Source organism: Coprococcus sp. AF38-1, from assembly GCF_003603945.1.
Classification (GTDB): domain Bacteria; phylum Bacillota; class Clostridia; order Lachnospirales; family Lachnospiraceae; genus Coprococcus; species Coprococcus aceti.
On sequence record NZ_QVGO01000001.1, the window covers coordinates 464551 to 487130 of the forward strand.

The 22580-nt window shown below is 44.0% G+C and carries 18 protein-coding genes and 1 riboswitch; of the genes, 14 read left to right on the plus strand and 4 right to left on the minus strand.

Annotated elements, in window-relative coordinates; translation table 11 throughout:
* Positions 1–28: 28 nt before the first annotated feature.
* From DW025_RS02400 to DW025_RS02410, 3 genes are all read left to right on the plus strand, one after another.
* Positions 29–421, plus strand: a complete 393-nt coding sequence (locus DW025_RS02400) for a hypothetical protein (protein WP_117874591.1) — start codon at positions 29–31, stop codon at positions 419–421.
* A 71-nt stretch (positions 422–492) separates the two neighbouring features.
* Positions 493–3081 (plus strand): YfhO family protein, encoded by a 2589-nt coding sequence (locus DW025_RS02405; protein ID WP_117874592.1) that lies wholly within the window; start codon positions 493–495, stop codon positions 3079–3081.
* A 6-nt stretch (positions 3082–3087) separates the two neighbouring features.
* Positions 3088–4023 carry a cysteine-rich small domain-containing protein gene (locus tag DW025_RS02410; RefSeq protein ID WP_117874593.1) on the plus strand — a complete coding sequence of 312 codons (936 nt, stop codon included), beginning with the start codon at positions 3088–3090 and terminating at the stop codon, positions 4021–4023.
* A 53-nt stretch (positions 4024–4076) separates the two neighbouring features.
* Here DW025_RS02410 and DW025_RS02415 read toward each other — a convergent pair whose 3' ends face one another.
* Both DW025_RS02415 and DW025_RS02420 read right to left on the minus strand, forming a co-directional pair.
* Positions 4077–4886: a DUF1963 domain-containing protein gene (locus DW025_RS02415; RefSeq protein WP_243002924.1), complete on the minus strand. Its 810-nt coding sequence runs from the start codon at positions 4884–4886 to the stop codon at positions 4077–4079.
* An 89-nt stretch (positions 4887–4975) separates the two neighbouring features.
* Positions 4976–6298 carry an MATE family efflux transporter gene (locus DW025_RS02420; RefSeq protein WP_119998551.1) on the minus strand — a complete coding sequence of 441 codons (1323 nt, stop codon included), beginning with the start codon at positions 6296–6298 and terminating at the stop codon, positions 4976–4978.
* Positions 6299–6580: 282 nt separating this feature from the next.
* Here DW025_RS02420 and DW025_RS02425 point away from each other — a divergent pair, with 282 nt between their 5' ends.
* The 10 genes from DW025_RS02425 to DW025_RS02470 all read left to right on the plus strand — a co-directional run bounded on the left by DW025_RS02425 (position 6581) and on the right by DW025_RS02470 (position 16506).
* Positions 6581–7039, plus strand: a complete 459-nt coding sequence (locus tag DW025_RS02425) for a GNAT family N-acetyltransferase (protein ID WP_117874595.1) — start codon at positions 6581–6583, stop codon at positions 7037–7039.
* A 148-nt stretch (positions 7040–7187) separates the two neighbouring features.
* Positions 7188–7877 carry a nicotinamide riboside transporter PnuC gene (gene pnuC, locus DW025_RS02430; RefSeq protein ID WP_119998553.1) on the plus strand — a complete coding sequence of 230 codons (690 nt, stop codon included), beginning with the start codon at positions 7188–7190 and terminating at the stop codon, positions 7875–7877.
* A gap of 118 nt (positions 7878–7995) precedes the next feature.
* Complete coding sequence (locus DW025_RS02435) at positions 7996–8505, plus strand: GNAT family N-acetyltransferase (RefSeq protein WP_117874600.1); 510 nt, start codon at positions 7996–7998, stop codon at positions 8503–8505.
* Between the two features lie 83 nt (positions 8506–8588).
* Positions 8589–8697, plus strand: a riboswitch (TPP riboswitch).
* A 185-nt stretch (positions 8698–8882) separates the two neighbouring features.
* Positions 8883–10193, plus strand: coding sequence for a phosphomethylpyrimidine synthase ThiC (gene thiC / locus DW025_RS02440; protein WP_119998555.1), 1311 nt, complete (start codon positions 8883–8885; stop codon positions 10191–10193).
* Positions 10194–10407: 214 nt separating this feature from the next.
* Positions 10408–11760 carry an MATE family efflux transporter gene (locus tag DW025_RS02445; RefSeq protein ID WP_119998557.1) on the plus strand — a complete coding sequence of 451 codons (1353 nt, stop codon included), beginning with the start codon at positions 10408–10410 and terminating at the stop codon, positions 11758–11760.
* On the plus strand, positions 11761–12609 hold the full coding sequence (locus DW025_RS02450; protein WP_119998559.1) for a YdcF family protein: 849 nt from the start codon (positions 11761–11763) through the stop codon (positions 12607–12609).
* Positions 12610–12825: 216 nt separating this feature from the next.
* A complete protein-coding gene (locus DW025_RS02455; protein ID WP_004850272.1) occupies positions 12826–13653 on the plus strand; it encodes a transketolase in 828 nt (275 codons plus the stop codon).
* Positions 13650–14588, plus strand: a complete 939-nt coding sequence (locus DW025_RS02460; protein WP_119998561.1) for a transketolase family protein — start codon at positions 13650–13652, stop codon at positions 14586–14588. Before DW025_RS02455 ends, DW025_RS02460 begins: the two co-directional genes overlap by 4 nt.
* Positions 14589–14843: 255 nt before the next feature.
* Complete coding sequence (gene bioB, locus DW025_RS02465) at positions 14844–15824, plus strand: biotin synthase BioB (protein WP_119998563.1); 981 nt, start codon at positions 14844–14846, stop codon at positions 15822–15824.
* A 103-nt stretch (positions 15825–15927) separates the two neighbouring features.
* Positions 15928–16506, plus strand: coding sequence for a hypothetical protein (locus DW025_RS02470; protein ID WP_022215816.1), 579 nt, complete (start codon positions 15928–15930; stop codon positions 16504–16506).
* A gap of 89 nt (positions 16507–16595) precedes the next feature.
* Here DW025_RS02470 and DW025_RS02475 read toward each other — a convergent pair whose 3' ends face one another.
* Positions 16596–18668 carry a GH25 family lysozyme gene (locus DW025_RS02475; protein WP_119998564.1) on the minus strand — a complete coding sequence of 691 codons (2073 nt, stop codon included), beginning with the start codon at positions 18666–18668 and terminating at the stop codon, positions 16596–16598.
* Between the two features lie 170 nt (positions 18669–18838).
* A complete protein-coding gene (locus DW025_RS02480) occupies positions 18839–21421 on the minus strand; it encodes a fibronectin type III domain-containing protein (RefSeq protein ID WP_119998566.1) in 2583 nt (860 codons plus the stop codon).
* A gap of 247 nt (positions 21422–21668) precedes the next feature.
* On the opposite strand from DW025_RS02480, the gene DW025_RS02485 reads away from it, so the two are divergent.
* Positions 21669–22580 carry a DUF1189 family protein gene (locus DW025_RS02485; RefSeq protein ID WP_119998567.1) on the plus strand — a complete coding sequence of 304 codons (912 nt, stop codon included), beginning with the start codon at positions 21669–21671 and terminating at the stop codon, positions 22578–22580.

Sequence of the window (22580 nt, forward strand, 5' to 3'; positions counted from 1 at the left end):
TATGAGAATGAAAAAGGAGAAATAATCTATGGAAAAATTACCTGGAAAGGGAATGGTGACGGCATCGTCGCTCATCATGCTCATATGGGGGCTTGTAAATGCCGGATATTATGACATTGCAAAGCTTGTGCTTGCAGATGAGCCATCGACAAAGGCTGTCGTATGTGGCGTTGTGGCCGGAATAGCATCGCTTGCGGCCATCATAGGCGGTATATTTGGAATAGCCGGAAGCAACAAGGTTGCAAAGGCGTCTGCCATAGTTGTATGGGCAGCATTTCTGGTGATACTTGCGATAATAAGCGGTATAGTGACACTGGTGTCCGGTGACAGCAAACTGATAGCAGTGATTATGATGATCGTTGGAATAGTGGTTCCGGTTATCATGTTTATGGGTGCTGCGAAAAACAGGGCAATCAGATAATTAATTGCTTTTTAGATATTGTCAAGCTATAGATAGTTGATAATAAAGATGTGGATTACAGGAGGAGATTGATGAGTAAGCAAAAAACTCTAAGACAAAAAATGATCATCATTGCATTGGCATTTTTCTTACCGGTTATTATAACGTTGATTGTTATGGCTGTGTGCGGAGTGGTACCATTTGGTAATAAGTCTACGATGATCTGGGATTCATTGCTACAGTATAAGGACTATTATGGATATTTATGGGATGTGTTTCATGGAAATGCAGGTATAGAATATTCTACAGGAAAAGCACTTGGCGGCAGGATGATAGGGATAGTAGCTTATTATTTGTCTAGTCCATTAAATTTGTTTATTGTGTTTTTTTCAAAGGCGCAGATACCACAGTTTATGGCATTTATGATTTTGCTCAGAATTGGTTTGTGTGGAATAACAGGATACATATATGTTGATAAAAGGTTCAAAATATCGGTGATACCAGGCCTTGTATTATCATCGTTATATGCACTTATGGAATATAATGTGTATAATTGTAGAAACGTTATGTGGCTTGATGGAGTTATTATTTTGCCATTGATAGCACTAGGAGTATGGAAGTGCGTTGATAAGAAGAAAACGGGACTGCTATTTACTTCTGTATTCGTTGCAATTTTCTGTAATTGGTACACTGGCTATATGGTATGTCTGATGTCAGGAATACTATTTATTGTTGAATATCTTAATGCAAATGACTTTAGTATAAAAAAAGCGTTGAAAACAGAATGGAAAAGTATATTTAGATATATAGTAACAATGTTATGTGGAGTGTTGGCGAGTCTGTGTATACTTCTTCCTGCGTGTATGGCGCTTGTTGGAGGAATTGCAACAAATAATACCGTTGGATTGAGCCGTATAGTTAATATGGATATAACACAGTTCCTTAGTGGATTTGATGTTGGTGCGAAAGTGAATGCGCAGGATGCACCCCCTATTTTTACGGGAACCATCGTTCTTATTGCTGTTGTTGCATTTTTCTTTAATTCTGCTGTGAAGAAAAAAGAAAAAATCTGTATGGCATGTCTGCTTGCTTTGTTGTGCAGCTGTTATTGTCTTAGAGATTTAGAACTTGTGTGGACAGCCTTTGTTAGAAGCACTTCATACTTCTTCAGATTTAGTTTTGTACTCTCTTTTGTAATGATAATGATCGCTGCAAGAGAGGTTCAATTATGGGAAAAAGACCAGGTATCAAAAAAAGAAGTAGCTTCTGCAATGGGGGTTGTTGCAGTAGGTTTGGCATTTTTATATTATATAAAGAAAATAAATTCACCGCGTAATATAGTCATTATTTATATGGCAATTTTTGGTATAGGGATAATAGTGCTGTTATGTGGTAACAATAGAAAAAATGTTTCCAAGGTAGTATGCTTTGGAGTGGCATGCCTGACTGCGATAGAAGCCGGTTATAATGTGTACATTGCTTTTTCTGAATACAATAATGATGCAAGGAGTTTTTCTGATTACACAGTTGCTGCCGAGAATATAGTCGATAGTCTTAATGATACTGAGAAGGGAAGCTTTTTCAGATATGAAAATGATTATAATTATCTAAAGACTATTGGAAGAGATATAGCGACGGGGGAGTCACTGCTGTATGGTTATAATAGCATAGAGCATTATAGTTCAGCTTATGATTTTAATGTTGACAGATTTCTAGCTTATATGGGATATTCTGATATCCCTGGGGAGAAGCTTTTTTTACGTGAGACATATTGGAATAGTCCTATGCTGCTGACAGATTCTTTGCTGTCAATAAAATATGTCCAATTAAAGAGTCCGGCATCAGGATACGAGAAAACGGATCTGAAGACTCAGTATGCACAGGTATATAAAAATAAATACGCTTTGCCCCTCGGCTATCCGGTGAATGACGATATAAAGAAGGTTTCATTTGGCAATGACCCATTTGAAAATCAGCAGAACCTGTTATCCGCTATGCTTGGTGAAGAAGTAGATGTATATGAGAATGTTGATTCAGAATATATACATACTGACAAGAATGGTAATGAAGAATGGAAATTGGATGTAAAAAAAGATGGACCGGTATACGTGTTTGTTGATGGAAGCAAAACACATAGTAGCTTATATGATAACAATTGTGAGGTATATGTAAATGGCGAGTTGATTCAGAATGCATGTCACAGGTTTGAAATCAACAGCATGTACATTGGTGAATATAAGGCTGGAGATCAAATAGATTTAGTTATAAAGAGAAAAACCAATAGGGACAAGAAGCATACATTGTATGTATCGCAGCTGAATACAGATGTGTTTGAAAAAGCGATCAATATTCTTAACACTGGATATAAAACAGATTTAAAAATTTCTAAAAATAGAATTACTGGTGAAGTAGATGTTGACGATGATACAGAAATACTGCTTTCAATACCTTATGAAGATGCATGGTCTGCTGTTGTGGATGGTAAAGAGGTTAAAATTGATGAGCTTGCAGATACTTTTATGGGAATAAAACTTGATAAGGGTAAGCATACAGTACAAATGGTTTATCATACGCCAGGTTTGAGGCTGGGGCTGATCATGTCACTTGCTGGATTCCTGATTTATGCAGGTGTAGAGATAGTTAAGAAAAAAATGAAAAAACAGAAAAATAAAACGGCATAATATATTATGGAAAATAGTTATAAATTTTTTCAGAATACACAATGTGAGTTTTTCCCGTGTCATAAAGTGGAGAAAGTAGAGAACTTTAATTGCATGTTCTGCTACTGCCCACTTTATCGCGAGGAACGGTGCCTAGGTAATCCTGAGTATGTGATCAGCCGGAAAGGGCAGCGGATAAAAGATTGCAGTAATTGTCTTTTAGTACATCAGCCAGAGATGTATGATATGGTTATTGGACGCCTTCAGAGGGAAGATGAGCTTTTGCATATAGATCTTCGAAAGCTCAAGACTCAGGTGAAAGAACGATTGATACAGATTACCCATATAAATGAAATAGATGCAGATATGAAGTATGAGCATCAGATCAATATTGACAGAATATTGGATGAGGTTATGAAAGATATGTCTGGATCTTGTGCGGTGGATGTTCTTTTACAGGAATTTGCTCCTGAGTGCATTTGCCCCGGCTATTTTACTTTTTGTGGGAAAAAGATAGAGTGCGGAATATTGACACAGCTTGACATCAGTCTTATTGATAAAGGTTACATTTATGCATTTCATGCACCGGTTGTAGATCTGGAAAACACTGGTTCTGTGCTTGACCAGTATTACATGGAGGCATTTCAGATGGCATGCATGGATGTCATAAGAGGGTGGCTGCAAGGATATCTTGAGAGAAAGAACAGTGTATATGAGAAGAAGTATTGCAGTCCGTCGTTCGGTCCAGGATACTATGGAATGGGCATGGAGGCAGTACCTGAGCTGCTGGGGCTTATGGATTCATCGCAGGCAGGCGTGTCATGGAACGGAGAACACATGTCACCGAAGATGAGTCTTGTAGGAACATATCTGATCGCGGGTGAAGATGTGTATGCAGTGGGCTCCGATTGCAAGAGCTGCATCGGACAAAAAGGTGGCTGCGAATTCTGTATAAAGCACTGAATTTATACCAAGTAGGAGCAGGAGTGTTCTGCTCCTACTTAGAATTATAGTTATTAGTCCAAATCGAAACTAAAGACCGCTTTGTCGAAATTGCGGTTCTTTAAATCTTCATCTGAAATGATCCAAAAGATATTCCATAGACAACCAATGTTGTAACCATATTGAAACAGCAGATGAGTTTTTGCGTTTACATCCGGAATATTACCCCCCGTAGGATAACCGAATAATTTGTTTCCGTCATACGAAAGATATTCGATATCATAATCTGGAGCAACTTCTTCAAGACGGTCAAATAGGTCACAGTCAAGCACATCTCCCAGTGGCTGATAATCTGTGGTGAGTCCAAACTCGACAGCCTTTTCCTCAAAAGTTTCTGTAAAATACTTTGAATAATATGGAACAGGCGGCTCAGTTCTCTTTAAATTTGACAGGTCGCCATTGTACCAGATCACCTTGTGATAAGCCGAATTTTCAGGGTCGTCAGCAACGCTTTCAACCCATTTGTTGGTCTGGTGAATTGAGTCGATTTCTCCGCTCCAGAAAAAATATAAAATACCCGTGTGCGGAAGCCTGTTTTCAATATCCAAGTCGGCAATGTCCGCAAGATTGATTTGAGCAACAAGCTGCATTGCTGATTTTTCGTACCGCTCAGTGTCATCTCCGCGCTTGCAGGAATAGCCCGACATTGTGGGATATGGAATTTCGGGCGGAAGATCGGGAAAGCCGCCGATTTTACTTGTGCCTTTTGCAATTACATTTTCCACATCCTTCACACACATTTTAATAGTATTTTTTCGGTAGTCTTTAATACTTTCTGCAATATCAGTGTGTCCTTCTTTAATAAGGAATTCAATCAAATCCATTTCGTGCATTTTCGCCTTATACCCCCTAATCCCTATTGTTAAAGTCAACATATCCATTATACCTCGTATCGCCTAATTTGCATACACATTTAATGGCTACCCTGCCTTTGGGATTCCTGCGCCAGAAATACCAGACTGACAGTAAGAGTCACAGCCTCGGTCACAGGTGCAGCAAACCACAAGCTGTTGCCACCGGTCAAAACTGGGAACGTCAGTATACACACGCTGCTGAGTATGATGTTTCGGAGCAGTGATATACACAGCGACTGCCCGGATTTCAGTATGGCCTGAAGATAGTAGGAGGTCATCAGGTTGATCCCAAATGGCACAAATGCAAAGAAGTACGCTCTGACACCAAGATCAGCAATGACACCAAGGCCTTCATTCATATCTATAAATACATTGCACAATGTTCGTGGAAAAAGTATTCCAATAAGTGAGAACAGCACGCCCATGATCAGGATGGTTGTGTAAGCCATTCTTTTTATGGTTTTTATTCTGCTTATGTTATCTGCTCCGTAGTTGGTCGAGATCACAGGCTGCACGGATTGACCAACTCCTGTGAACAGAGAGTTGAACAGGATGACGCAGTTGGAGATGACGCTGTATATGGACAGGGCATTCTCGCCGCAGTACTTCAATATCTGTATGTTAAACAGCAGCACTATAAATCCATTTGCAAATTCATTGAAAAAGCTCGGGATACCGGCTGTCACAATATTTTTCATGCTGTTCAGGATCCTGTGTGGCATTATGAAACGCAGCTCATTCTTCTTGCTGAGGAAATGCGATGAGGCGACAAGTACCTGGATCAGCATACCGATAACAGAGGCAAGTGCGGCTCCGCCGATTCCCTGCTTCAGCGGGAATACCAGTACGATGTCCATCACGATATTGAACACTCCGCCCAGCAGGACGCCTGCCATGGCTCGGTTCGGATCATTGTCAGCCCTCACAAATATAGCTATGAAGTTGGAAAATACTGCAACCGGCAGGAACATATTTATATAGTGCATGTATGACATGGCATATGGGTATAGAGTGGCATTTGCACCCATGAGCCTCAGCAGTGATGGCATGCATGTTATGTACAGTATCCACAGCAGCGCGGTGATGGCCGCGATCATCATGAATGACACGGTGAAGTAGCGGTTAGATTTGACTGTGTTGCCACTTCCTCTGTGCACGCTCATCTGCACTGATCCACCTACGCCAAAGAGAATTCCGGTTGACATAAGTATGCACAGCAGAGGCGTTGTGATGCTCAGAGCGGCCAGGGCATCAGCTCCAACACCTTTGCCGATGACGATGGCATCAGTTAGGGTGTATATGGACATGACCATGGCACTTCCAAGGGAAGGAATGAGGAATTTGAAGTAAAGCTTTTTCAGATCGTCTTTTAACAGATTCATTTGTAAATCTCCTTAATAAAAAAAGTTTATAATTGAAAATCGGAAAGGCACATGATTGCGGGGACACATTAACCTGCCAGCCGCAAAAAAAAGAGCCAGATAAGATAATCATCTTATCTGGCTCATGAAAATTCTGATATATTGTATCGCGATTCATGTTCCATCCGGGAATACTGCATCTGCAGAACACCTTGCAAGGTATATTAATATTCAACATACCGTCCGACTTGTGTTATTATAACAGGAGGTTAGCAAATGTCAAGGACTGATTAGGGGGATATTATGGAATATAGGATGGCGGACGCGAGCGATATAGATATGTTGATGAATGTCAGATTGTCCATGCTTAGGATAGTCAATGATCTTCCAGTTGATTATATATTTGACGATAAATTGGTGACAAACAGCAGGAGATATTTTCTTGAAGGTGATCAGACAACTGTTGTAGCTGTCGATGACGGAAGATGTGTGGCGTGTGCCAGTATGTCTTATATTGAAATTATGCCAACATTTTCTCATACTTCTGGAAAGAGAGCACATCTCATGAATGTATATACAGAAAAGGACTATCGGAGGAGAGGAATCGCCAGGCAGCTTGTGAATATGCTTATAGAGGATGCGCGTGTACATGGTGCCACGGAGATAAGTCTTGATGCCACGGAAAGCGGCAGACCGCTGTACGAATCAATGGGATTTAAGGCATCTGAGGAGTGCATGGTTATAGATATACAGCAATTATGATGCTTTGGATAATATACGGTTTACATACATATATTTACGGAGACAGACGGAGGCAGACATAGCTATGGAGGTAAGAGATAGCATAGAAAAAGACACAGTATTAGAAGGTTTAAAGATACCCCAGTGGAGCAGAAGGAGTAAAGACAAAATGAACAATCCAATAAAGAAACTGACTAAGCGGGAATGGCTTATCTGGCTGTGTTCCCTCATTATAGTGCTGGTATCGAATCTTCTCACTGCAGATTTGGACATCCTCACACTGGCGGCGGCACTCATAGGCGTGACATCGCTTATATTTGCTGCAAAAGGAAATGTGTGGGCGCAGATACTGATGGTGGTTTTTAGTATATTGTATGGAATCATATCTTTTAGATTTCGCTACTGGGGTGAGATGATAACCTATCTCGGGATGACGATGCCGATGGCGGTGTGGTCCGCCATAACGTGGTTCAAGAATCCGTCGGAGGGCAACAGCAGTGAGGTTGCCATACAGAAACTGACAAGAAGACATGTGATATGGCTCACTGTCAGCACGGTGCTTGTAATGGTTGTATTCTACTATATACTCATGATACTTGACACGCCGAATATAGTGTTCAGCACAATATCCATAGTCACAAGTTTCCTGGCGGCTGCGCTCACCATGCTGAGATCGTCATACTATGCGGTGGGATATGCAGCAAATGATGTGATTCTGATAGTTTTGTGGGTTCTCGCGTCACTTGAGAATCCGGCATATATTCCTGTAGTTGTAAACTTCGTCATATTCTTTGCGAATGATATGTATGGCTTTGTGAGCTGGAAAAAGAGGGAAGTGAGGCAGGCTGTGGATTTGTAGGAGATAATTGCAATATCACACTGAACTGCTTTATATGTTCACAGTGAGCAGGCAGACAGAATGATAAAAGAATAAATAGAATATAAGTGAAATATTATCATAATAGGAGGACGCACAGATGAATATCAACATAAGAGAGTACACGACAGAAGATGCGGTCGCTGCGTCAGAAATTTGGAACCAGGTTGTTGATGACGGAGTAGCATTTCCACAGGAGGAAGACCTGACACCGGAATCAGGCGGTGCATTTTTCAAAGAGCAGACATATACCGGTATCGCCGAGAACGCAGAGAGTGGTGAGGTGGTAGGACTCTACATACTTCATCCGAACAACGTGGGAAGATGCGGACATATATGTAACGCCAGCTATGCCGTGAGACGCGACGTCCGCGGTGAACACATAGGAGAAAAGCTTGTGCTTGACTGTATCTCCATGGCAAAGAAGAAAGGCTTTGGAGTGCTCCAGTTCAATGCCGTAGTAGCATCAAATGTACATGCACTCCATCTGTATAAAAGGATTGGTTTTACTCCGCTGGGCGTTATCCCGGGAGGCTTCAGAATGCCGGATGGACATTACGAGGATATCATTCCGCACTATTATGACCTTAGAAAAGATGCAGATCAGTAATGAGTTGCAGCATACGGTGTAACATCACAGAAAAATATGTTGATGTTACGATCTGACAGCGGTATACTTGTTGTCAGAGAATTGGATAGTATATGGGGAGCTGGCGAGTTAGCCGGCTGAGAGGAGGCTGAACGCTTCGACCCACAACCTGATGCGGATAATGCCGCCGTAGGGATACGTTTGATACATACATAATGATGTAAGAAAGAAGAGACGCATTCCTGTGTCTCTTTTTTCATAAGGAGGGACCCACGTAAGTGGGATATTCCCTAAAGTGGCTGATTGGGGGCACCACCTTCCGCCACTATAAAAGTGTAAGAGAAACAAATATTAGATCTGGAACAGATTTATAAAGCCGGATCAGATTGGAGGAACAGATGAGGAATTACACAACACAGATGGACGCAGCAAGAAAAGGCATAGTAACTCCTGAGATCGAGAAAGTTGCCGAGAAAGAGCATATGTCCACTGAGGCGCTGATGAAACTGGTAGGAGAGGGCAAGGTAGCGATACCAGCCAACAAGAAGCACACATGTTTAAACCCAGAGGGAGTTGGAAGCATGCTGAGGACCAAGATCAATGTCAACCTCGGTGTGTCAAGAGACTGCAAGGATTATGGTATCGAGATGCAGAAGGTTATGAGTGCTGTCGAGATGGGAGCAGAGGCGATCATGGATCTGTCAAGCCACGGCAACACACAGCCGTTCAGACAGAAGCTCACTTCAGAGTGTCCGGCTATGATAGGAACTGTGCCGGTATATGACAGCGTTATTCATTATCAGAGAGATCTCGCAACTCTTACTGCACAGGATTTCATCGATGTGGTACGTCTTCACGCGGAGGATGGAGTTGACTTCGTGACTCTCCACTGCGGAATAACAAGAAAGACGATCGAACAGATCAAGAAACACAAGAGAAAGATGAATATAGTCAGCCGTGGCGGCAGTCTTGTATTTGCATGGATGACCATGACAGGCAATGAGAATCCGTTCTACGAGTATTTTGACCAGATCCTTGATATATGCGAGGAATACGATGTGACAGTATCACTTGGAGATGCATGTCGTCCGGGATGTCTTGCGGACGCAACGGATGTATGTCAGATAGAGGAGCTTGTCAGACTTGGAGAGCTGACAAAGCGCGCGTGGGGTCATAATGTACAGGTTATGGTTGAGGGCCCTGGTCATGTGCCGCTCAATCAGATTGCAGCCAACATGGAAGTTCAGAAGACACTCTGTATGGGCGCACCATTCTACGTACTTGGACCTCTTGTCACAGATATAGCACCGGGATACGATCACATCACAAGTGCCATAGGCGGAGCGGTCGCAGCCATGAACGGAGCAGCATTCCTCTGTTACGTCACACCAGCAGAGCATCTTGCCCTGCCAAATGTAGACGATGTCAAGCAGGGAATCGTCGCATCCAAGATAGCAGCCCATGCAGCAGATATAGCAAAGGGGATACCTGGAGCAAGAGATATAGACGACAAGATGGCGGATGCGAGACGTGTCCTCGACTGGGATGCACAGTTTGCATGTGCCATAGATCCTGAGACTGCAAAGGAGATCAGGGACAGCAGAAAGCCTGATGACGAGTACAGCGACACGTGTAGTATGTGCGGTAAATTCTGTGCTGTCAGATCGATGAACAAGGCGCTGTCAGGGGAATACATAGATATACTGTAATTACCAAGAAACTTAAAATATAAAAAGATCCGGCAGTATATGTCCATCTCGGCATGTACTGTCGTTTTTATATGCATAAAAATATATGGAAATAAGTACAAAAAAACGGGTGTTCAGCCGAAGATGTTTACTATTTTGCCTATTGTAATGCCGGGTGAACGAGTTTAGAATAAAACTGAAAACAGGAGTAAATTATAGAAAAGAAGGGAAAAAAGTGAACAAAGATCTTACTGTGGGAAGGCCTGAATCCGTGCTTTGGAGATTCTGTCTGCCACTTTTCGGAAGTGTGATATTTCAGCAGCTCTATAACATAGCGGACAGCTTTGTGGCGGGGCAGTTCATAGGAGAAAATGCTCTGGCGGCGGTCGGCAACAGCTATGAGATAACACTTATCTTCATAGCATTTGCATTTGGATGCAATATAGGCTGTTCGGTCATAGTATCCCAGCTGTTCGGGGCAAAGAAATACAGCGAGATGAAGACTGCGGTCTGGACTACTCTCATAGCAAGCGCGGTACTTGTGGCGATTCTCATGCTGGTTGGATTCCTGCTTGGAGAGAGACTGCTGGCACTTATTGATACCCCGGATGAGCTGATGAGAGATTCGCTTACTTATCTGAACATATACATATTGGGCGTGCCATTTTTGTTCTTCTACAACATAGCGACAGGAATATTCTCCGCACTGGGCGATTCGAGAACACCATTCATATTCCTAGCCATCTCATCGGTGTCCAACATAGCCGTTGATATACTGTTTGTAAAGATATTTGAGATGGGGGTAAATGGAGTTGCGTGGGCTACATTCATCTGTCAGGGCGTGAGCGCTGTACTTGCGATAATAGTTGTGTTCAGACGTCTGGCGGCAGTTCGCACTGAGGGGAAGGTCTGTGTATTTTCAGGAAGCATGCTGGGCAAGATAGCAGTCATAGCCATACCGAGCATACTTCAGCAGAGCTTTATCTCAGTCGGAAATATAATTATTCAGAGCGTCATCAATGGATTTGGAGCCTCTGTCATAGCGGGATATGCGGCGGCTGTAAAGCTCAACAATCTCGTCATAACGTCATTTACAACACTTGGAAATGGAATATCCAACTATACCGCACAGAATCTTGGCGCGGGTAAGCTCGACAGGATAGGACAGGGACTTAAAGCTGGAATAAAACTCATATGGGGACTATGCATACCATTTGCGGTTTTGTACTTCTTCTTTGGCCGTTATGGCATGTATCCATTTATGGAGAACAGGACAGGACTTGCCCTTGACACGGGAGTCACGTATCTCAGGATACTGGCGCCGTTCTACTTTGTAGTATCGGCAAAACTTGTAGCGGATGGAATACTAAGGGGAACAGGCATGATGGGCAGATTCATGACATCGACATTTACAGATCTGATACTCAGGGTGGTGCTGGCGGTAGTGCTGTCAAGAGTTATAGGTTCCGCCACAGGAATATGGCTGGCCTGGCCGATAGGCTGGACTATAGCAACAGTCATGTCACTGTTATTCTGTGTGAATGGTATTAAGAAGCTGAAAAGAGAAAAAACAGTGAGGATAGAATAGATGACAGATAAAATGACTCAGAAGAGCCATGGAGATATGAGTAAAGAAATAAAAAAAGATGGTGTGGCGGTGCGTACACGGGGATATCATATATGGAGAGTTATATTCTGTATAATAGGCGTGCTGGGAATGCTGATGTTCATATATCCGGTGTTCAGAGGCTGTCATGTGAATATAGGAACCCTGCTGGGAACAGGCGTGTTTGCATTTCTCACATTGTATGGAGTATTCAGGGCAAAGATAGACAAATCTGTCAGAAAGCTTTGGGATAAAAAAGCAGGAAAGATATGCCTCAGTATCGTGCTTGCGCTTGTAACCATTGCTCTTGCCCTTGTTGTGGTCATCACGTATCACATGGTCTATGCGGCTCATGTAAAGCCTAAACAGGATGCCACAGTCGTGGTGCTCGGATGCGCGGTCAGAGGCGGCGGTCCAAGCCTTATGCTGAGAGAGAGACTTATAGCAGCACAGGATTATCTTGATGAGAACCCGGAGGCTGTATGTGTTGTGTCCGGTGGACAGGGCGCAGATGAGAGCATGTCGGAAGCTCAGTGCATGTATGAATACCTTACAGAGCACGGAATTGCTCCGGAGAGAATATATATGGAAGACAAGTCCACGTCCACAAGGGAGAACATAAAGTTTTCGGCTGAGATCATCAGACAGAACGGACTGCCGGACAAGATGAATATAGTGACAAATGAATTCCACGAGTACAGGGCAAAGCGTATAGCGGACAAACAGGGCATAGAGACGGGATCCATAGCCGGAAGCACTGCATGGTGGCTGCTTCCGACATACTATGTCAGGGAGATGGCAGGCATACTGTATGAGTGGATCAGTGGCTGATACGTGGACAGGTGCGCTGCGAGGCGGACAAAGTGAATACAATGATCCGCCGGACACCCATGCAGGTATATTTGGTCGAAATGCACAGATAACCTTGAAAAAACCTTGTAATATTTCTTGAAAAATGCATGTAAAAACGTACTTCTAAATAGAAGAAATTATGTTATAATGGCTCTGTATGATACAAATACAGTATCCAGTTAAAAGGAGAATGAGATGAACAAATTAGAACTTCAGAAAAAAGCTGTAGAAGTTCGCAAGGGCATTGTCACAGGTGTATACAATGCAAAGAGCGGACATCCAGGCGGCTCATTATCAGCAGCAGACCTGTTTACTTATCTTTATTTCGAGGAGATGAATGTGGATCCTAAGAATCCTGAGGACGAGAATCGTGACAGATTCGTGCTCTCAAAGGGACACACAGCTCCGGGCTACTACGCAGCACTTGCGTTAAAAGGCTTTTTCCCAATAGAAGACTTAAAGACACTCAGACATGTTGGATCTTACCTTCAGGGACATCCTGACAAGAAGCACACTCCAGGAGTGGATATGTCATCAGGATCACTGGGACAGGGACTTTCAGTTGCAGTAGGTATGGCACTTGCAGCCAAGATGCAGGGCAAGGATTACAGAACATACTGTCTCTGCGGTGATGGAGAGATCCAGGAGGGACAGATATGGGAGGCAGCTATGTTCGCAGGACATAGAAAGCTTGACAATCTGTGCGTTATAGTAGATAACAACAATCTTCAGATTGACGGAACGGTTGAGGATGTATGTTCACCATATCCTATAGATGAGAAGTTCAAAGCATTCAACTTCCATGTTATCAATATCAATGGCAATGACTTTGACGAGATCGACAGGGCATTTGCTGAGGCAAAGTCCCACAAGGGTGAGCCTACAGCGATCATCGCCCACACGATCAAGGGCAAGGGTGTATCATTCATGGAGGACAAGGCCGGCTGGCATGGAAAGGCTCCGAATGAAGAAGAGTACAAGATCGCCATGGAAGAACTTGAGAAGGAGGCTGCAGCATTATGATAGAGAATAAAGCAATCGCAACCAGAGAGAGCTATGGCAATGCCTTAGTAGAGATCGCAAAGGAGCATGATGATCTTGTTGTTTTAGATGCAGACCTTGCAGAGGCAACCAAGACAGTTATTTTTAAGAAAGCTTATCCTGAGCGACACGTTGACTGTGGCATCGCGGAGGCGAACATGGCAGGAATAGCTGCCGGAATGTCAACATGCGGATATGTTCCATTTATGAGTTCATTTGCAATGTTCGCTGCAGGACGTGCATTTGAGCAGGTGAGAAATACTATCGGATATCCACATCTGAATGTGAAGATCGGTGCAACCCACGCAGGAATCTCAGTAGGTGAGGATGGAGCAACACATCAGTGCTGTGAGGATATCGCACTCATGAGAGAGATCCCGGGCATGGTTGTCATTAACCCATGTGATGATGTAGAGGCAAGAGCAGCAGTGAAAGCTGCATACGAGTATGTTGGACCTGTATATCTCAGATTCGGAAGACTGGCAGTTCCAGTACTCAATGATGAGAGCACATACAAGTTTGAGATCGGCAAAGGGGTTAAGCTCAAGGACGGCAAGGACATATCTATCATAGCTACAGGACTTTGTGTATCTGAGGCTGTGAAGGCTGTGGATATGCTCACTGCTGACGGTATAGATGCTGAACTCATCAACATCCACACTATCAAGCCTATCGATGAGGATATCATCGCTGAGACAGCTCAGAAGACAGGAAGAGTGTTCACAGTTGAGGAGCACTCCATCATAGGTGGTCTCGGAAGTGCTGTTGCAGAGGTGCTTGCTGAGAAGTGTCCTACAAAGCTGACAAGGATCGGTGTGAGAGATACATTTGGTGAGTCAGGCCCTGCAAAGGAACTGCTTCACAAGTACGAGCTTGATGCAGAGGGTATCTACAAGCAGATCAAGGCTGCGCTGTAATCCTAATGTGATCATTTGGAGACATAACAGAGAACACAAGATAAATAGCTGATACTAAATATCTGTGAAAGATATAGAGAGTTATATACAGATGGGGGAGCCTGCCGGTGGCAGGCTCTTTCCATATATACGTATGGGTAGGCTGATGTCCGGTAAAACATACCATGAACATTCGGCTGATACCAGAAGTTACAATACACAAGGGCTGAAGACCAGATGAAACTGGGAACTTTACAGAAAAGAGGTAGGAATCATATGGGCAGAGAGTATGTAGAGGAGCTTAAGAACCGCGTGCTGAATGGTGGAGCGGAGATCACATATGATGAGGCTCTAAAGCTTGCACATGAGGATCTGGATATACTGGCGGCTTCAGCAAATGAGATAAGAGAGCATTTCTGCGGAGACCGGTGCGATGTGTGCTCGGTCATAAGCGTGAAGGAGGGCAGATGCACAGAGAACTGCAGATACTGTGCACAGTCCAGGATAGCGAAGAAGGATGTACCTGAGATAAATCTTCTGGGTGAAGAAGCGGTTACTGAGGGTGCATCGATTGACTGTGGCAAGGGAAGCTTCAGGTACTGCCTTGTGGCTGAGGGCAGGAGACTTTCAAAGCGGGAGGTCGAGCTTGCTGAGAAAACGGTCAAGGATATACACGACAATGTGGATATCAACATATGCGCGTCATTTGGTCTGCTGGATCAGGAGGACTTCACGAAGCTTAAGGGTGCGGGACTATCGATGATACATAACAACCTTGAAACCTCTCCGGCATATTTCCCGGAGGTGTGTACCAGTCACACACAGGAACAGAAGAAGGCGGCAATACGCGCTGCAAAGGCTGCGGGACTCATGGTGTGCAGTGGCAGTCTGTTCGGCATGGGCGAGACACTTGAGGACAGGGTGGCACTTGCATTTGAACTCAGAGAGCTTGGCGTGGATTCGGTTCCGATGAACCTCCTCAATCCGAGGGAGGGAACGCCGTTCTATGACAAGACACCTCTCACTGAGGAGGAGTACGTCAGAACGATAGCGGTATACAGATTTGTCATGCCAAAAGTCATGATAAGGCTTGCGGCCGGAAGAGGAAGATATGAGGACAACGGCGAGGCTGCACTTGCAGCCGGGGCAAATGCGGTCATAAGCGGTGACTTCCTGACCACCGATGGCACATCATTTGACCTTGACTTTGACATGATAAGAAGAAACGGATTTGTCACGGACAGAAAACATTCATAGACATTAGTGGGTGCTCCGTGCGCAAGGCAATTGGATGAGAAGGATTAAACGCACGCAAATAAGAGAATATAACAGGCAGAATAAGTTTTAGAAGGAGAATTATATGAAGATTTATGACAGGATCATGGGACTTGGAACAAAGATGACAGACATGGATGCATCCACATATCAGGGCGCATTCATAGGCAAGATATCCTACACAGTAGACAGAGAGAAGGCAGAGGCTGCCGATAGCATCACATATGAGTATGGTGATGTTAAGGAGAACGCATTCATGTACATACTCTCTATCCTTGGAAAGGTAGAGGGAGAAGAGACTCCTGTTGAGAAGATGACCATCACACTCGTAAAGGCATCAGACAAGGAGAAGGAGATTAAGAGAGTGGAGAAGACGGATTATGAGGACGAGAAGCCATTTCACACATTTACAAAGGAAGAGGTTTATGCATTCAGCAAGGAGACAGGAGACGAGAATAAGATCCACCTCACAGACCATCCTGTAGTTCAGGGAATGTTGCTTCTCCGCACAGCAGCATGTGCACACGAGGACCTGAAGAGACTTGACGTTAAGTTTGTAGAGCCTTCATACGCAGAGGAAGAGCTCATGTGGGGCAGCAATGGCAGAGAGCTTGTGCTTTATGCAGATGGCTATGTAAAGGCTTCATTCAAGGTTGTGAAATAGTTTCCGCTAACGGACGATCATGATGATAGATACAAAATAGGCGTCATACCTGATCAGGTATGATGCCTATTTTGTTGTTTGAATTAAGACTAGTTTATTCTTATGAAATCGGATCTTACATATCCGGTGTATTTCTTTGAGCCCTTGGTGTAAGTGATCTTATACCACGCATTCTTGCCGGAATATTTGCAGCCGCTGATTTTGACCTTTGATCCTCTGGCAAGTTCCCGGATGATACGTTTGTTGGTTCCTGCCCCTGCCCTGAGACGGACCTGGCTGTCAATGACTGTTCCGCTCAATGAGCTGGCTTTTGCGGGAGCTTTTGAAATGTCGCCATATACTATCGAACCATTGACATTCTTATATGCAAGAATCCTGTAGCCGAAGCCGCTCTTCAAAGCAGGAAGTATACAACTGGTTGTTTTGTAAGAGGATATTTTCTTTACTCTTGTGTATTTGTTATGGGCAATATCATATTTGTATATGATGTAGCCGGATACATTTGAAAGCTTCTGCCAGTGCAGACAGCGATACGAACCGAGAGGAGTATACTTAAATGAAGATGTAAAGGTTCGTGGCTTTGTACATTTGCTGAACTCCAGGCGGTTGCTGTACATGATCGCACCGTTGTATTCATAATACGCCCTCACGCCGAATTTGTATGTTGTGGCGGGAGAAAGTCCGGTAAAGTTATAACTTCTGGATTCGTCGCCTATGCATCTTGCAATTCTGTCATATTTACCAGTGGACGTGTTGTATTTGTACACGAAATAGCCTGTGACTCCGGAAATCTTGCTCCAGCGGACATTAATGGAACTGGAAGTCCTGTCTGCTATTGCGGCCTGGGTAGGCATGTCCGGGGCGGTATCGAAGATTGGAGGTTCAGGATCTGTCGATGCAGTTACAGCCTCTGCATAGGTGGCGGTGCAGCTATATTCTTGCGAGTAAGCTCCGAATACAGTGCCGGTATTTAATTTATGGTATCCGCGCACCATGTAGGTATATTTTTTACCGCTGGTGAGACCGTTATCAGTGTAGGTCAGAGTGCCGGCCCCCTTTGTTGTTCCGATCGACACATATTTTCCTTCGGCCTCATCGTAACGCACTATCTGATAACCATATACCTCATGAACCTTATTCCAGGTGAGGGTTATGGATGAGCTGGTCGATGACTTAAATGTGAGTTTTGTAGGTGCTGCCGGTGTATTTACATATTTGAAATCAAGATCCGTCGGATAGCTTATTCCGGCGACGGTTCCGTTGTCATCGTACTGCCAATATGAATGAGTGGCGGTCAGCGTGTCTGAATCGTTGTACTGCGCATTCCATATTGGGTATTTGTTGTTTATACTGGTGATGTTCATGTCATCGGTTATAACACTTTTGCTCGCATACAGCATGCCCACGTAGCCACTTGCTTCCACTGTACTGCAAAAAGTGTTGATGACCGTGGTGGCAGCGCTTTTGGACAGGTGCGCATTGTAGAGCCTGCCGGTCAGTCCACCCTCCCATGCGTATTCGTAGTCCATGACGATGGGAAGTGTAAGGTTGTAAGAGGATACGATGTTCAAGGTGTATGCCGCCTCCTGCCTGGCCTCGGTGGCGTTTATGGCCTGAGAGTAGAAGTACGCTCCGACATCAATCCCTGCCGCAGTTGCATTCTTGACATTCTCAGCAAATTTGGAGTCGACGAAATATGCACCTGAACCATAGTACCTTCCTCCAGCCCTGATAAAGGCAAATGTAACGCCGCTGGATTTTACCTTGCTCCAGTTGATGGAACCGTTCCACTCCGATACGTCTATCCCCTTCATGACAGTGGAGTTCTTGAACTGGGATGCGTGTGTATATGTTGTCGATGAGAGCGTGGCAACACCATAAGGATTAGCGCTGTCTGACTGCTTTTGCAACTGCCTTATCGTCTCAGGATCGTTGCCGTAAAGACTATATATGTGGTCGATCTCGGCATCACTCAACTGAGTGTAGTCAAAGTTACCTTCATCCACAACCTCTTGGACCTCAGATCTGGTCGATGATGTTGAGATGGTGGAGGTGTCAGCCGCGTATACTGTGGCAGAGTGGAAGATATTATCTGCCGCAGTCAGTATAAATATTCCAAGGGAAATAATAAAAAGTTGTTTAGATAATCGTTTTATTCTCATGTAAGCCTCCTAATATAAATGTTACAATTATATTACAAAAAAATTATTAAAATATTATTAATAAAAGGCCTGCGTGAGAAAAATATTGAGAAAAATATAAAAAAATAGGGGAAAGCAGGAGATACAAAGTATGTATGCTTTTCCCTATTTTAATTGTATAAGTATAAGAATTACTTGACACGTATGAGATCAGATCTTATATAGCCGGTATATTTTCTGGAGCCTCTGGTGTATGTGACCTTATACCAGATATATCTTCCAGACTTTGCATAGCCGGAGATCTTGACTTTTGAACCCCTTGCAAGCGTTCTGACTACTCTGCTGTTTGTTCCGGCTTTTGCACGGAGGTTTACGCTGCTGTCAGTGATTGTTCCGGTAAGAGATGTATTCTTGACCGGTGCATTTGACATTGCTCCGTAGTATATCTTGCCGTTGTACTTCATGTAAGCAAGAACACGGTAACCGTAGCCTCTTCTGAGGTTAGGAACAAAACAGAAATTTGTCTTGTTGGATGTTATCTTCTTAACTCTTGTGTATTTGTTTGCCTTCTGATCATACTTGTATACGATGTAGCCGTCAGCGTATGACAGCTTTGACCACTGGAGGAATCTCTGCGATCCAAGTGGTGTGTATTTGAAGGATGATGTAAAGGTTGCCGGGAGAGTGCAGGAGCTGAAATCCTTGCGGTCACTGAAGCCTGTGAATCCATTCCGATCTGTGTATGCTCTCACTCCAAATTTGTATTCTGTTCCGGCTTTAAGTCCTGTAAATGTGTATGTTCTGTTGCTGCTTCCGCTGATACGTGCCACCTGCTCAAATGACTTGCTGGACGTATTATATTTGTATACCGTGTAGCCCGTGGCATCAGAAATCTGTGTCCATCTTATGGTCACGGATTTGGCTGTCCTTGATGCGGTTGCGATCTGGGAAGGAACAGCAGGTCCGGTAAATCCGCTCACTGCGCTGGCTGTCTCTGTGTAGTGGTATGTTCCATTTTTCTTGTAATATGCACATACCGTGTAGCTGTACTCGGTTGAATGAGGAAGTCCCTTGTGTGTGTATGTGTCAGTAGACTTGGAAGAGATCTTTGCAAGCCTTGTCCAAGTAGCATTGGATGGCTCCCATACATATACGATATATCCGTCAACATTTTCCTGCTTATTCCACTTCAGTGTAAGTGAGCTTGTGTAGGCTGAAGTGATCTTGAGCCCTGTAACCTCGCCTGGGTCGGTGGTTATGGTCTTGGCATCTGACAGAACGTGCCAGATGGTGTTGGTATCAGTTGTTGTGTATGCGCGTACCTTGTAGTTATATTTTGTGCCAGGATTGAGCTGGCTGTCGGTAACGTCGCAGTCGTCAGGAGAATTGGTCGTGGCAATCGTCTCGTAGCTGCCTGATGAACCGTTGCTTCTGTATACTCTGTATCCTGTTGCTGCAGGGATAGGTGACCATGAAAGTTTTACAGATGTAGGCGCTGTAACTGTAGCCGCAAAGTTCTCTATGGTATCAGCTATTGTAATACCGGTACACTCTGCTGAGTAGGTTCCGTAGATGGCTCCTGAGCTCAATTTGTAATATCCGCGTACCTTGTATGTATACTTTTTACCGTCCTGAAGATTCTTATCTGTAAACGTAGTCGTTCCGGCACCCTTGGCAGTTCCCACGGAGACGTATTTATCTTCGGAGCTGTCGTAACGTACTATCTGGTAAGCATAGACCTCAGGGATCTTCGTCCATGTCAGTGTGATAGTGGAGTCTGTGCACGCTGACTGTGTCAGAGATGAAGGCGCGGCAGGAGATTTGACATATCTGAAATTCATATCAGTTGCATTGCTGATTCCTGACACCTTGCCGACGTCGCTGTACTGCCAGTATGAGTGTTTCACTGTGAGAGTGTCCGTGTCGTTGTACTGGGCATTCCATATAGGATATGACTGTGCGATCGAAGATGCGTTCATGTCGTCTGTGATGACAGTCTTGCTGGCGTAGATCATGCCTACGTAGCCCTTTGATTCAACTGCCGCACAGAATGCTTTTATGACATTTGTAGCTGCGCTCTTGGAAAGGTGGGCGTTGTACAGACGACCGCTCAGACCTCCATCTTCCCATGCGTATTCATAATCCATGACAACGGGATAAGTTATGTTGTAGCCTGAGATCAGGTCGGTAGTGTATTTAGCTTCTGTCTTGGCCTCCGATGTGCTGATGGCCTGTGAGTAGAAGTACACACCCACGTCAACACCTGCATTCAGTGCATTTTTGATATTATCCTTGTATGTAGAATCGATGAAATATTTTCCTGAACCGTAGTAGCGTCCGCCCACACGTATGAATGCATAGGATATTCCTGCGGCTTTAACCTTTTTCCAGTTGATGCTGTCGCCGTTCCACTCGGATACGTCTATGCCCTTGATGACTTTGTAGCCATCGAACATGGAAGAGTGGGTATATCCGGCACTCAGCGTAGCTATATCGCCGGTGGCGTTGTAATCGGATTGACGCTGGAGCTGTTTGATGGTTTCGGGATCGTTATTATACAACTCGTATATGTGATCGATCTCTGTACCGTCCAGCTCTGTGTAGTCGAAGTTTCCATCGTCCACTACCTGCTGTACATCCTCCCTCGTCGATGTAACGCTTATGTCGGACATGTCTGCGGCATAGGCTGTTTCGGGCACGTTGCCGGCAAATGCGAATACACTTATACCCAGAGCAGCGCCCAGAATTATCCTGGTAAATTTTCTGATAATCATGAATTCCTCCCGTTTTGTAAAAAGTTTTTAGCACAGTTTACATAATATAATGTACGCTATGAAAAGTCAATAAAACTACGCCGATTTGTTACGAATATATTACAAAATGCTTATTAAAATCCAGCTAAAACATAAAGCCTGAATGAAAAACAAGAAAAAAGTCGGTAAAGGTTGATGTTTTTCATATTAAATACATAAAGTCTATGTTATAATTAGCAGGCATATGAAATTTGGAGGACAATAACTGTTGGATGATAAAAAAAGAGTTGGATTTTTAGGCGCGCTGAAGAACATGTTCGTAGGTGTCGCAAAACCGGAAGCTTATTACAGAAATGGACGATTTGGACGGATGTCATCGGCGATGCTGATAACATTTATCATGAGCACACTGACTTATCTGGTGATATTCTTTATTCCATATAACCAGTTGTTTGGCGGCGGAAGGCTTGCGGACAGGATAGACCGGAATATGGAGGATTTTTCACTGTCCAGAGATGGTTTTTACTACGATGGGGCATTCGACTGGTCGGATGATGAGAACATGTCCTACATAAAGATCGACACATCGAAGACGAAAGTGGATGAAGCTGTTGCAAGAGACCTTGCTGCAGACGGCGGGTATCGTACCGTATTCATCATATCAGCGGATGAGATACTCACATATAACTCAGGAAGAACACAGATCATAAGATGTAAGGATATATATGAATCCCTGAATGAGACATATGGATTCAAGGCTGTTACAAAGCAGGATGTGATCGATCTCATAAATAAGCTTGACACACCAGTGCTTGTGCTTGCATGGGTATTGCAGATAATTGTTGGATTTGTGCTCACGTTGTTCTGGTCACTGCTCATAACGGTAGCGGGACTGATAGCGGCATCCATGAAGAAGATAGAGGTATCATTTGGCACTATTTACAAATCTGCCATATATATAAGGTTATTATGGTATTTCCTCATGATGGTCATTGCAACATACATATGGCCGGCGAAGAGAACGATGGGGATGCTGGCGCTTTTCATATCTGTGATATACATATTTGCCGCTGTATCGCAGTATCATAAGAATACCCCGGATGACGATCCACAGGAAGGTCCGGCACAGGTAGAACAGAATGATCTGGCGCAGGAATTTGCCCAGTATGAGCAAAGGTAA

Coding starts and splice junctions, on each gene's coding strand:
- DW025_RS02400 (WP_117874591.1), top strand. CDS start 29: ATGGAAAAATTACCTGGAAAGGGAATGGTGACGGCATCGTCGCTCATC.
- DW025_RS02405 (WP_117874592.1), top strand. CDS start 493: ATGAGTAAGCAAAAAACTCTAAGACAAAAAATGATCATCATTGCATTG.
- DW025_RS02410 (WP_117874593.1), top strand. CDS start 3,088: ATGGAAAATAGTTATAAATTTTTTCAGAATACACAATGTGAGTTTTTC.
- DW025_RS02415 (WP_243002924.1), bottom strand. CDS start 4,886: ATGGATTTGATTGAATTCCTTATTAAAGAAGGACACACTGATATTGCA.
- DW025_RS02420 (WP_119998551.1), bottom strand. CDS start 6,298: ATGAATCTGTTAAAAGACGATCTGAAAAAGCTTTACTTCAAATTCCTC.
- DW025_RS02425 (WP_117874595.1), top strand. CDS start 6,581: ATGGAATATAGGATGGCGGACGCGAGCGATATAGATATGTTGATGAAT.
- pnuC (WP_119998553.1), top strand. CDS start 7,188: ATGAACAATCCAATAAAGAAACTGACTAAGCGGGAATGGCTTATCTGG.
- DW025_RS02435 (WP_117874600.1), top strand. CDS start 7,996: ATGAATATCAACATAAGAGAGTACACGACAGAAGATGCGGTCGCTGCG.
- thiC (WP_119998555.1), top strand. CDS start 8,883: ATGAGGAATTACACAACACAGATGGACGCAGCAAGAAAAGGCATAGTA.
- DW025_RS02450 (WP_119998559.1), top strand. CDS start 11,761: ATGACAGATAAAATGACTCAGAAGAGCCATGGAGATATGAGTAAAGAA.
- DW025_RS02455 (WP_004850272.1), top strand. CDS start 12,826: ATGAACAAATTAGAACTTCAGAAAAAAGCTGTAGAAGTTCGCAAGGGC.
- DW025_RS02460 (WP_119998561.1), top strand. CDS start 13,650: ATGATAGAGAATAAAGCAATCGCAACCAGAGAGAGCTATGGCAATGCC.
- bioB (WP_119998563.1), top strand. CDS start 14,844: ATGGGCAGAGAGTATGTAGAGGAGCTTAAGAACCGCGTGCTGAATGGT.
- DW025_RS02470 (WP_022215816.1), top strand. CDS start 15,928: ATGAAGATTTATGACAGGATCATGGGACTTGGAACAAAGATGACAGAC.
- DW025_RS02475 (WP_119998564.1), bottom strand. CDS start 18,668: ATGAGAATAAAACGATTATCTAAACAACTTTTTATTATTTCCCTTGGA.
- DW025_RS02480 (WP_119998566.1), bottom strand. CDS start 21,421: ATGATTATCAGAAAATTTACCAGGATAATTCTGGGCGCTGCTCTGGGT.